Source organism: Saccharopolyspora hirsuta, assembly GCF_008630535.1.
GTDB classification, from domain to species: Bacteria; Actinomycetota; Actinomycetes; order Mycobacteriales; family Pseudonocardiaceae; genus Saccharopolyspora; species Saccharopolyspora hirsuta.
In genome coordinates this window covers 303285-314663 of the sequence record NZ_VWPH01000004.1, presented here as the reverse complement: position 1 = coordinate 314663, position 11379 = coordinate 303285, and the positions used below count along the sequence as shown (strand labels likewise).

The window sequence follows — 11379 nt, the reverse complement described above, 5'->3', positions numbered from 1 at the left end:
CAAGCAGACGAGGTTGGCATGATTGACAGCACTGATGCCGTCGGCCCGCTGGGCGACGGCTCGTTCCGGACGCGGCAGTGGCCGCCCCTGCCCGTCGGCCCCTGCGGCGAGCAGTGGCGGGCCCGGGCCGCGGAGGCGGCGGCGGTGCTCGCCGTCGGGGCCGCCGAGCGGGACCGGTCCGGGGAGCCGCCGCACGCCGAGGTCGAGCTGCTCAAGGAAGCCGGGCTGGTGACCCTGCTGGGGCCGGCCGTGCACGGCGGGGGCGGGCAGTCCTGGTCGGTCGCGCACGCCGCGGTGCGCGTGATCTCGGCCGCCGACGGGTCGATCGGCCACCTGCTGGCGCACCACTACGCGTGGGTGTGGCTGGCCGAGTTCATCGGCACCGAGGAGAAGATCGAGCACATCGGCGAGGTCGCGGTGCGGGCCAAGTGGTTGTTCGGCGGTCCCTCGCGGGTGCGGGAGGCGACGCTGGAGATCGGCGACGCCGGGGTGGACATGGTGTTCAACGGCGAGATCGCCGACCCGGTCGGCTGCCGGGTCTGCGACATCGTGATGCTGGAAGGGCGCATTCCCGGTCGCGAGGTGCCGATCAGCGCGCTGGCGATGGCCACCGAGCCGGGCTTCGGCCTGGCCGCGGAGCGGGACGGCTTCGGCCTGCGGCGGTCGGTGTCCGCGCGGGTCGCGGTGGACGACGTGGCGATCCCCTGGACCGGTGCGCTCGGCCACGTGGACAAGCAGTTCCAGCCCCGTCCCTACAACGAGTTCCTGCACCCGACGCTGGATCTGGCGCTGGCCAACGTCTTCCTGGGGCTGGCCCGGGGAGCGCTGGACGTGAGCGCCGCGCACCTGCGGGCCGACGCCGGTCGCACGGACGGCGCGTTCGGTTCGCTGGTGGCCTGGTTGTGGCAGGCCGAGGCGTTCGCCGACGAGGTCGCGGCGGAGGGCGACGTGCTGCACGCCCGCCGCACGAGCGTGACCGAGCGGGATCTGCGCGCGCACCGCGCGCGGGTGACCGCGGCCCTGGACCGCGCGTCCGCCGCTGCCGCCGGGATCACCAGCCGGGTCTTCGACGTGACCAGCGGCGATGACGCCGTCATGGCCGAGGTCTCCCGGCTGTGGCGCGATGTGCGGGCGCTTTCCGCGCGCGTCGCGCCCGACGCCGCCGAGGTCGGACGGTCCTTCTTGGACGGAACATGTCGCACCGACATCGAGGAGCCCGAAGATGACTGACAGCGTTGCGCTCTCCCTGCTGGAGCTGGCACCTGTGGAGCGCGGTGCCTCCGAAGCGGCTTCGGTCGCCGCTGCCCGCGAGGTGGCGCGGTGGGCCGACGGCGCGGGCCTGCACCGGTTCTGGGTGGCCGAGCACCACAACACGGGCAACATCGCGAGCTCGGCGCCCGCGGTGCTGCTGTCCGCGATCGGTGCGGCGACCGAGCGGATCCGGCTCGGGTCGGGCGGGGTGATGCTGCCCAACCACCCGCCGCTGGTGGTGGCCGAGTCCTTCGGCACCCTCGCCGCGCTGTTCCCGGGCCGGGTCGACCTGGGCGTCGGCCGAGCGCCGGGCACCGATCCGGCCACCGCCGAAGCGCTGCGCCGCGTCCCGGCGGACCGGTTCGACTCCGAAGTGGACGATCTGCTCGGGTTCCTGAGCGGGACCTTCCCGTCGGGGCACCGCTACGAGCACATCCGGGCGGTGCCCGAGCCCACCCGGCCGCCTCAGCTGTGGATGCTGGGTTCCAGCGTCCAGAGCGCGCAGCTGGCCGCACTGCTGGGCCTGCCCTACGCGTTCGCCCACCACTTCTTCGGCGCGCGCGGCGCCGCAGCCGCGCTGAGCGCGTACCGCAAGGAGTTCCGCCCCAGCCCAGCGCTCAGCAGTCCGTACGCGATGATCACGGTGCACGTGGTCTGCGGCGAGGACGACGAGCACGCCCGCTGGCTCGCGGCACCGGCCGTCATGTCGGCGCTGGGCGTGGGCGGCGGCGCGCGCACGGATCCGTTCGCCGGGCCGAAGGAAGCTGCCGCGCAGGAGTGGACCGACGACGAGCGCCAGCGGGCCGAGCAGCTCTTCGCCGCGCAGGCCATCGGCGGCTCGGAGAAGGTCTCGGGGCGTCTCGACGAGCTGCTGGCCGAGACCGGGGCCGACGAGCTGATGCTGACCAACAACGTGACCGACGTCGACGAGCGGATTCGCTCCTACGCGCGCGTGCTGGAGATCTTCGCGAAGCGGTGAGCGAAAAGCGGTGGTGCGGAAGGCGAAACCCTCCGCACCACTGCTCTCCCGGTCGGTCAGCTCTCCGCGGCGACCTGCTCGTTGGCCGACGGCTCGGGAACCGGCGCCGACGGCTTGCGCAGGATCAGCACGCCGATCACGGCACCGAGCAGGGTGACCGCCGCAGCGGCCCACCCGGCCAGCTGCAGGCCGCCGACGACCTCCGCCGCGCCCGCCTCGGGCGCCACACCGGCGGTGGCCACCGCGACCAGCGCCGCCAGGCCCACCGCGGAACCGATGTACTGCGAGGTGGAGGCCAGCGCGGAGGCCACGCCCTGCTGCTCCGGGGCGACCCCGGTCGAGACGGCCACGAAGATGGGCGGGAACGACAGACCCGCGAACAGGCCCCACAGCACCACGCCGGGCAGCACCGCCCAGTAGGTGCCCGTGGTCGACATGCCCAGGGCCAGCGCGACCATCGAGGCGGCCACGCCGATCATGCCGGTGGCCAGCGTGGTGCGGATGCCGAACCGGTTGAGCATGAACGGGACCACCTTGGCCGACGCGGTCATGCTGAACAGGCTCAGCGGCAGGAAGGCGAACCCGGCCTGCAGCGGGGTGTAGCCGAGGACGGTCTGCAGGTAGGTGGTGAACAGGTAGTACTGGGTGCCGACCGTGCCCATGAACACGAAGATCACGGCGATGGCGGCGACCACGTTGCGGTTGGCGAACAGCCGCAGCGGGACCAGCGGGTCCCGGGTGCGGGACTCGATCAGCAGGAACAGGCCCAGCAGCACCGCGCCGACGAGCACCGCGCCGCCGCCCTGCAGCGTGAACCACCCGGTGTCCGGCCCGCTGACCAGGCCGAAGACCACGAGCGTCGCGCCCGCGGTGGCCACCAGCGCGCCCGGCAGGTCGAAACCGCTCGCCCCGGCGGGGGAGGCGTCCGCGGACAGCAGCCACGGGGTGGCGGCCAGCGCCAGCACGACCAGCGGGACGTTGACGAAGAAGACCCACTCCCAGCCGAGCAGGCTGGTGAGCACGCCGCCGCCGAGCGCGCCCACCGCGGCGCCGGAAGCACCGGCGGCGCCCCAGATGGCCATCGCCTTGTTGCGGCTCGGCCCTTCCGCGAAGCTGGTGGTGATCAGCTTCAGCGTCGACGGGGTGAGCAGGGCGGCGCCGAATCCCTGCACGGCGCGGGAGATGACGAGCATCGCGGGGTTGACCGCCAGCCCCGCGGCGAGCGAGGAAGCGCCGAACAGCAGCAGGCCGAGCGCGAACATGCGCCGCGCGCCCAGCCGGTCGGCGGCTCGCCCGCCGAGCAGCAGGAAACCGCCGAACACCACGGTGTAGGCGCTGACCACCGCTTGCAGGGACTGCTCGGAGAAGTCCAGCTGGCGACCGATCTCCGGGAGCGCGACGAACACGATGTCGAAGTCGATGGCGGTCATGAACTGGCCGAAGGCCAGCAGCGCGAGGATGAGGCCGGGCCGGGGAACCGACCGGGCGGCTGTCTCGTTCACGATGTCCTTTCCTCGGTGGAACGGATCTTCCGGTGGATGCGGGGGAACTGGATGCCGGTCGACCGCCAGTGTGCGGCGCGGCGCGGACCTGAGGAAGAAGGCACTTTCTTGTGTCCCGGGAACATCGATGTGTCCGTCCGGGGAGGAGCGCCGGGCACCGCGCGGGCGGCGACGACGATCACACGTCGGGGGGAGCGGGTCATGCGGTGCGGACCGCGGTGCCCCACAGGTCCACCGGCAGGTTCTCGCGCCGCTTCACGCCGAGCTTGCGGAAGACCCGGGTGAGGTGCTGCTCCACCGTGCTCGCCGTGACGAACAACTTCTCCGCGATCTCCCGGTTGGTGTAGCCCATGACCGCCAGCGAAGCAACCCTGCGCTCCGACTCCGTCAGCAGCGCCGCCCGGTCGTCGGCATCGGACACCGCGGTCGCCGACGCCACCTGACCACCGGCCGACAGCAGCTCGTCGCACAACGCCGCCGCTCCGCACGCGTTGGCCAGGTGCCAGGCGCGGCTGAACATCCGCCGGGCGCGGCGGTTGTCCTTCAGCTCGTGGTGGGCGCGGCCCAGATCGGCGAGCACCCGGGCCTGCTCGTACCGGTCGCCGACCTGCTCCAGCAGGTCCAGCGCCTCACCGAGCAGCTGCGGGCGGCGCCGCGGCGGGTTGGTGGCGGCGACCAACCGCAGCGCCGTGCCGCGGCTGCGCCGCTGCTCGGTGCCCGCCTGCGCGAGTTCGTCGTACAGCAGCCGTTTGGCTTCGTCGGTGTTGCCCAGCAGCAACCACGCCTCCGCCGCGTTGATGCGCCAGGGGACCAGGCCGGACTGCGCCAGCCCCCAGTCGCGCGTCAGGTCCCGGCAGGCCAGGAAGTCCGCCAGGGCGGCGTGCCCGTGCCGGGTCGCGAGGTAGTACTGGCCCCGGGCCTGCAGGTAGTGCAACCCGTACCGGCTGCGGAACACGGCGTCGGATACCGGGCGGGCCAGGTGCCGGGCTGCTTCGTCGAACCGGCCGAGCCGGGTGTTGGCCAGCACGAGGGTGCTCAGGGGCAACCCGATCGCCACCCCCCACGCCTGCGGCGGCATGTGCTGCAGCGCGGCCTCGGCGTGCTCGACCGCGGTGGCGCTCTCGCCGCGCCGGGCCGCGATTTCCGCGCGGACACCGGAGATCAGCGCCTTCCACGGCGGTCTGCCGCGCTGCTCCCCGGACTCCAGCCGTCGGCACCACTCGGCCGCGGTGTCGGCGCGCTCGGCGTGCAGCAGGGCCATGAGGGCGAACGTGGTGGCCTCCTCCGACCAAACTGCGGTGCGTGTGGGGTGGACGTCGCGGAGGACCCGTTCGGCGTGCTCGACGGCTTCGTGGCTGCGTCCGCGCGCCAGCACGTCGGCCAGCACGGCGGTGGAGTGCAGCCAGGGGTCGTCGCCTGCGGAGTGCGGAACTTCCGGTTGCGCGCAGGGGGTCCGCTCCTGTCGCTGGTGGGCCAGCGCCGGGTGCGAGTAGGCCAGCCACGACTCGACGTCGTGCAGCTGCCCGCAGGCGTGCTCGTCCTCGGCGTTGCGGAGGCGGCGCAGCACCTGCTGGGCCTCGTCGTTCTTGCCGTGCCAGAGCAGCTGGCGGACGAGCACGACGTGGTCGACCCGATCCAGCCGACCGGCCGAGGCAGCCGCCGTCAGCGGCGCCAGGTGCCGCAGCACCGACGACGGCTTGAGCCGCCACTCGGCCTCGGCAAGCCGGGCCCGGATCGCGGCGCGTTCCTGGGGGCTGTCCGTGGAATCGTGGGCCAGTTCCAGGTATCGCGCCGCGCATTCCGCCGAACCCTCCAGCAGCGCGAGCTCGGCGGCCTCCCGCAGCGCCCGCTGCGCCCAAGGCGCGTCGGCCGAGCCGGACTCGACCAGCTGCGCGGCGATCAGCGCCGCTTCCGCACCGCGGTCGTGCAGCAGCTCGGCCGTCCGCCAGTGCAGCCCCCGCAGGTCGTCGGGGCCGACCTCGTCCAGCACCGCGGCGACGGCCTGCGTGCTGCGCAGCCGTCCCTCGTCGAGCAACCCCGAGGCGGACATGGCTTCGAGGACGTCGCGCACGTCAGCGGTGCTGGCTCGGACGAGGCGCGCGAGGTCGGCGGGGTCGGCATCGCTGTCGAGCACGGCGAGCGCGCGTGCGACGTCGCGCATCAGCTCGCCGCCGCGGTGCAGGCAGCTCAGCAGCGCGAGGTCGTGGTTGCGAGGTGCGGTCGCCTGCTCGTGGTCATCGATGACCGCGTTGAGCAGCAGCGGGTTTCCCCCGGTGAGGGAGTGGAAGACCGTGCTGAGCCGCTGGGCGGTCACATCGTCGACCCGGCGTTGCAGCACGGTCGTGACGCCGCCGGGGGACAGCGGCGCGAGGCTGGTCCGCCGGAAGTGCGCGTGGCGGCGCAGTTCGGCCCGCAACCGCTGGGGTGCGCGCCCGAGCTCTCCGGTGAGCACCACCATCACGCGCGAGGACGCCGACCGGCGGATCAGCTGGAGCAGCCAGCTCGCGGACTCCTCGTCCAGGTGCTGCACGTCGTCGACGGACATCAGCAAGGGGGTGTGCGCGGACTCGTTCAGCACCGTCGCGCACAACTGCTGGAAGACCCTGGCCAGCCGGGGTTCCGCGTCCGCCATCCCGTCGACGAGGCGGGCGCCCGCCCGGTCGGCGGACCGTTCGCCGATCCCGCGCACCAGTTGCGCGACCGCACCGCACGGCAGATCGCGCTCGTCCTCGTCGCACACCGCGCGCAGCACCCGGAAGCCGACGGCCTCCGCCTGCTGCGCGGCGATGCGCAGCAATTCGGTCTTCCCGCTCCCGAGCGGACCTTCGACGAGCACCACCGATCCCCGGCTCCGCAGGCAGTCCTCCTGCGCTCGCCGCAGAATGTCGAGCTGCGCGTCGCGCTCCGCGAGAGGGGATTTCGGTTGTGCGACTTCTTTCGCTTCAACTCCGTTCAGGCTCATAGGTGCCGTACCCCGCCACTTCAGTTGTCAACCGGAAACATCCGGGACCCGACGTTAGCAACGCGCCGAGCGGGTTCCCGGTCTTCGCGCCCACTCCCGGAGAACTGCGCGCCCATTGCCGAATCGGTGTCCGGTGGTGTTACCCGTGCTGGGGTGACGATCACTACACACTACCGAGGAGTGGGTGCCCGATTACCGGTCGGTGGGCGTCGGGTGGAAATGGTTCCCCGGGGCGCGCTGGTGGGGCGGATAATCTGCGCGGGACGAAATACGCGAATTCAGGAGTACTGCGATGCGAATCGTGCTCGGCGTCCTCTCGGTGGTGCTGGCCCTGGCCTTCCTGGCGATCGGCGGGATGAAGATCTTCAACACGCAGGTGTTCGTCGCCCAGCTCGGCCTGCCGTCCGCGATGGTGGTGGTCATCGGCGTGCTCGAAGTGGCGGGGGCGCTGGGGCTGCTGGCCGGGTTCCGGATCCGGATCCTCGGTGCGCTGGCCGCGCTCGGCCTGGCGGTGCTGCTGGTCGGCGCCGTCGGATTCCACGTGCTGCAGGGCGACCTGCTGGTGAACGGGCTGCTGCCGGTCGTCCTGCTGGTGCTCGCCGCGGCCACCGCGGTGTTGCACTTCCGCCAGGGCGTGCGCGGCGGGTCGGCGGCGGCGGTCGCGGACTGACGCGGTCGCATGAGCAGCTGGGGCATCGACATCGGCGGCACCAAGATCGCCTTCCGGGTCGAGGGCGGCGCGCCCGAGCCGTACGAGACCGCGGTGACCTGGTCGGCGTCCGGCGATGTGCGGGAGGACCTCGACGTCCTGCGCGCGGGCGTGGCCACCGCCAGGGAGGCGGCCGGTGCACCGCAGCGGGTCGGGATCGCGCTCCCGGCCGCGGTGGACGGCGCGGGCCGGGTGACGAGCTGGCCGAACCGGCCACATTGGACCGGTCTGGACTGGGCCCGTGTGCTCGCCGAGCTGTTCCCCGGGGTGCCCGCGCGCACGGCCGACGACGGTGATCTCGCGGCGCTGGCGGAGGCCGACCGGGCGGGCAGCCCCGACGTGGTCTACTTCGGCGTGGGCACCGGGGTCGGCGGCGGCGTCGTGCTCGGCGGGCGTCCGGTGCCCGGCCCGGAGCGCGGTTCCTGCGAGCTCGGCCACGTGATCGCCGACCCGGCGGGGCCGCCGTGCGTCTGCGGTCGCCGCGGCTGCCTGCAGGCGGTGGCGTCCGGGCCCGCGATCCTGCGCCGCGCTGGTCGAGCGCGCGGCGAGGACACCGGTTTCGACGAGTTGCGCCGGGGTTGGCTCGACAGGCAGGACTGGGCGACGGCGGCGGTCGGAGCGGGATGCGCCGCACTGGCCTCGGTCGCCGTCAGCACGGCCGAACTGCTGCACCCCGAGCTCGTCCTGATCGGCGGCGGGTTCGCCGCGGGACTGCCGGGGTTCACCGATTCGGTGGCCCAGCACGTCGCCGCGCTGGCCCGTCCGGGACACCCGCTGCCGGAGGTCCGCCAGGCGGCGCTCGGCGGGCTGTCCTCCCTGCACGGAGCGCTCCTCCTGGGGCGCCAGGGCTGAGCCCGCTCTGAGCGGGATTTCAAGAGGTGGTGGGGGAACCCCGGGTGCCCCCACCACCTCCGCCGTCTAGTCCTCGACCACGCCCAGCAGCGCCCGGGCCGCGAGGCGGTAGCCAGCTGCGCCCAGTCCCGCGATCAGCCCGGTGGCCAGCGGCGCGATGACCGACTCGTGCCGGAAGCTCTCCCGCGCCCACACGTTGGACAGGTGCACCTCGATCCACGGGTTCGGGTAGTTGGCCAGCGCGTCGCGCAGGCTCCACCCCGCGATCATCAGCGCGCCGGGGTTCACGATGGCCCCCGCGGTTTCGTAGCTCTCGTGGATGGTGCTGACGAGGGCCCCTTCGCAGTCGTGCTGCACGGAGCGCACCCGCCAGCCCCGCGGGGCGACCTCCTCGGAAACCGCGGCTTCGATGTCGGCCAGCGTTTCGGTGCCGTACACCTCGGGTTCCCGCTTGCCCAGAATTCCCAGGTTCGGTCCGTTCAGGAGAAGCAGTTCTCGCAACGTCCACCTCGGTGGTCGGGACGGATTTCCGCGCGCGAGGAATGGTGCGCGGAGTGCTCGGACCTCCTCGTTATAGCACCGGTCGCGCTACTGGAGAACGCGCGCGACCCGGCTCCCCGGAATAAGGGGATTCTAGGGGGGTGCTAGGGGAGATGACGTGGTAGCGGGCCTGCGGTAGCGTGCTGGGCGTTCGCGGATGACTCGTCACCGACGCCCTCCAGGATCGTCGTCACCGGTTCTGCTGCCGCGATCGGTTTTGTCGCTGAACCGCGATCGGCAAATCGCCTCTTGTTCATTTCCCGGGTCTTGCAGATTCGAATTGGAGAACCATGAGCGGTGCACGGCAGGCATCGGAACTCCCGGCGTGGCCCCAGTACGACGAAGCGGAACGCGCGGGGTTGATCCGCGCGCTGGACCAGGGCCAGTGGTGGCGCATGGGCGGCGGCGAGGTCGACGCCTTCGAGCGCGAGTTCGCGGCGCACCACGGTTCCTCGCACGCCCTGGCGGTGACCAACGGAACCCACGCGCTGGAGCTGGCGCTGCAGGTGCTGGGCGTCGGCCCCGGCACCGAGGTGATCGTCCCGGCGTTCACCTTCATCTCCTCGTCCCAGGCGGCGCAACGGCTCGGCGCGGTCGCCGTCCCGGTGGACGTCGACCCGGAGACGTACTGCATCGACGTCGTGGCCACCGGGCGCGCGATCACCGACCGCACCAAGGCGATCATGCCGGTGCACATGGCCGGTCACTTCGCCGACATGACGGCCCTGCAGCAGCTCGCCGACGACGCGGGCGTGGCGATCGTGCAGGACGCCGCGCACGCGCACGGCGCCCGGTGGGAGGGCAAGCGGGTCGGCGAGCTCGGCTCGGTCGCCGCGTTCAGCTTCCAGAACGGCAAGCTGATGACCGCCGGCGAGGGCGGGGCGGTGCTGTTCCCGAACGCCGAGCTGCACGAGCTGGCGTTCCTGCGGCACAGCTGCGGGCGCCCGCCGACGGATCGGCACTACTTCCACAAGACGTCCGGCTCCAACTTCCGGCTCAACGAGTTCTCCGCGAGCGTGCTGCGCGCTCAGCTGGGCCGCCTGGAGGAGCAGATCGAGACGCGCGAGCAGCGCTGGCCGCTGCTGGCCAGCCTGCTGGCCGAGATCTCCGGTGTGGTGCCGCAGGGCCGGGACAAGCGCTGCGACCGGAACCCGCACTACATGGCGATGTTCCGCATTCCGGGGATCAGCGAGCAGCGGCGCAACGAGCTGGTCGACGTCCTGGTGGAACGCGGCGTTCCGGCGTTCGCGGCGTTCCGCGCCATCTACCGGTGCGACGGTTTCTGGGAGACCGGTGCCCCGGACGAGACTGTCGACGACATCGCGCGGCGCTGCCCGAACACCGAAGCGATCAACCAGGACTGCATCTGGCTGCACCACCGCACGCTGCTGGGCACCGAGCAGCAGATGCACGAGATCGCCGGGATCATCGCCGACGCCGTGGCGACGTCGTGAGCGGCGGGGCAGCACGGCCCGGCACCACCCGCGGTCCGGGTGCGCCCGGCATCCGGACCGCGGTGGTGGGGATGGGGTGGGCCGCGCGCAACATCTGGTTGCCGCGGCTGGAGCAGCACCCGGCGTTCACCACCACCGCGGCGGTCGATCCCGACGCGGTGGTGCGGGCGTCGGTCCGGCGCGAGCACCCGGACCTGACCGTCATGTCCACTGTGGACGAATTGAGCGCGGCGGACGTCGACCTGGCGGTCGTCGCGGTGCCCAACCACCTGCACAGCGCGGTGGCGTGCGACCTGCTCACCCGGGGGATCCCGGTGTTCCTGGAGAAGCCCGTGTGCCTCAACGCGGTCGAGGCGGACGAGCTCGCCGCGGCCGAGCGGTCCGGCGGTGCGGTCCTGCTGGCGGGCAGCGCCGCCCGCTGCCGGGCCGACGTGCGGGCCCTGGCCGAGCTGGTGCCCAAGCTCGGCACCGTCCGGCACGTCGGGCTGTCCTGGGTGCGCTCCCGCGGAGTTCCCAGCGCCGGCGGCTGGTTCACCGATCAGCGCACGGCCGGTGGTGGTGCCCTGGTGGACCTGGGCTGGCACCTGCTGGACGTGCTGACCGCGCTGCTCGGGCCGGTCGAGGTCGATCAGGTCGTCGGCGTTGTCAGCGACGACTTCCTGCACGACGGCGCGTGGCGGGCGGTGTGGCGCAAGGACGATCCGGTCGCCGCGGGCGGTGACGTCGAGGACACCGCGCGGGCCTTCCTGGTGACCGACCGCGGGACGGCGGTGTCGCTGCGGGCGAGCTGGGCCTCGCACGAACCCCGGGACGTCACCGCCATCCGCGTCGAGGGCAGTGCCGGTACCGCCGAACTGCGCTGCACGTTCGGGTTCAGCCCGAACCGGGACGGCGGGCCGGTGCTGACGCTGGTCCGCGACGGCGAACCGGAGCGGATCGACGTGCGGCACGAGGCGATCGGGGTCGAGTACCACCACCAGCTGGACGAGCTGGCGTCGTCGCTGGCCGATCCCGCGGCGCGCGGCCGCGCGATCGCCGAGGCCAGAAGCACGATCGGCGTGATCGACCGGGTCTACACCTCGGCCGGTCGCGCCCGGTCGTGATCCCGCAGCGGAGCTACCTGGAGGAAT

Annotated in this window: 9 protein-coding genes; 6 read left to right on the top strand and 3 right to left on the bottom strand. The window is 72.7% G+C overall.

Annotated elements, in window-relative coordinates; genetic code table 11:
• Positions 1–18 precede the first annotated feature (18 nt).
• A complete protein-coding gene (locus tag F1721_RS09950) occupies positions 19–1230 on the top strand; it encodes an acyl-CoA dehydrogenase family protein (protein WP_150066305.1) in 1212 nt (403 codons plus the stop codon).
• Entirely contained in the window at positions 1223–2230 is a 1008-nt protein-coding gene (locus F1721_RS09945) for an LLM class flavin-dependent oxidoreductase (protein ID WP_150066304.1), read from the top strand. The genes F1721_RS09950 and F1721_RS09945 overlap by 8 nt, the downstream gene beginning before the upstream one ends.
• 56 nt (positions 2231–2286) lie before the next feature.
• Here the strand turns inward: F1721_RS09945 and F1721_RS09940 are convergent, their stop codons facing one another.
• Positions 2287–3732, bottom strand: coding sequence for an MFS transporter (locus F1721_RS09940; protein WP_150066303.1), 1446 nt, complete (start codon positions 3730–3732; stop codon positions 2287–2289).
• A 199-nt stretch (positions 3733–3931) separates the two neighbouring features.
• A complete protein-coding gene (locus F1721_RS09935) occupies positions 3932–6694 on the bottom strand; it encodes a helix-turn-helix transcriptional regulator (RefSeq protein ID WP_150066302.1) in 2763 nt (920 codons plus the stop codon).
• Between the two features lie 292 nt (positions 6695–6986).
• Here F1721_RS09935 and F1721_RS09930 point away from each other — a divergent pair, with 292 nt between their 5' ends.
• Positions 6987–7364, top strand: coding sequence for a DoxX family protein (locus F1721_RS09930; RefSeq protein ID WP_150066301.1), 378 nt, complete (start codon positions 6987–6989; stop codon positions 7362–7364).
• A 9-nt stretch (positions 7365–7373) separates the two neighbouring features.
• On the top strand, positions 7374–8255 hold the full coding sequence (locus F1721_RS09925) for an ROK family protein (protein WP_150066300.1): 882 nt from the start codon (positions 7374–7376) through the stop codon (positions 8253–8255).
• Between the two features lie 66 nt (positions 8256–8321).
• Here the strand turns inward: F1721_RS09925 and F1721_RS09920 are convergent, their stop codons facing one another.
• Complete coding sequence (locus tag F1721_RS09920) at positions 8322–8756, bottom strand: type II 3-dehydroquinate dehydratase (protein ID WP_150066299.1); 435 nt, start codon at positions 8754–8756, stop codon at positions 8322–8324.
• A gap of 329 nt (positions 8757–9085) precedes the next feature.
• Between F1721_RS09920 and F1721_RS09915 the strand changes: the two genes are divergently transcribed.
• Together F1721_RS09915 and F1721_RS09910 are read left to right on the top strand one after the other, a co-directional pair.
• A complete protein-coding gene (locus F1721_RS09915; protein WP_150066298.1) occupies positions 9086–10249 on the top strand; it encodes a DegT/DnrJ/EryC1/StrS family aminotransferase in 1164 nt (387 codons plus the stop codon).
• A complete protein-coding gene (locus F1721_RS09910) occupies positions 10246–11352 on the top strand; it encodes a Gfo/Idh/MocA family protein (protein ID WP_246154601.1) in 1107 nt (368 codons plus the stop codon). The genes F1721_RS09915 and F1721_RS09910 overlap by 4 nt, the downstream gene beginning before the upstream one ends.
• The last annotated feature ends 27 nt before the right edge of the window (positions 11353–11379 follow it).

Bases quoted from the DNA above. Each gene is read 5' to 3' on its own strand.
- F1721_RS09945 (WP_150066304.1), top strand. From the start codon at position 1,223: ATGACTGACAGCGTTGCGCTCTCCCTGCTGGAGCTGGCACCTGTGGAG.
- F1721_RS09950 (WP_150066305.1), top strand. From the start codon at position 19: ATGATTGACAGCACTGATGCCGTCGGCCCGCTGGGCGACGGCTCGTTC.
- F1721_RS09930 (WP_150066301.1), top strand. From the start codon at position 6,987: ATGCGAATCGTGCTCGGCGTCCTCTCGGTGGTGCTGGCCCTGGCCTTC.
- F1721_RS09915 (WP_150066298.1), top strand. From the start codon at position 9,086: ATGAGCGGTGCACGGCAGGCATCGGAACTCCCGGCGTGGCCCCAGTAC.
- F1721_RS09935 (WP_150066302.1), bottom strand. From the start codon at position 6,694: ATGAGCCTGAACGGAGTTGAAGCGAAAGAAGTCGCACAACCGAAATCC.
- F1721_RS09925 (WP_150066300.1), top strand. From the start codon at position 7,374: ATGAGCAGCTGGGGCATCGACATCGGCGGCACCAAGATCGCCTTCCGG.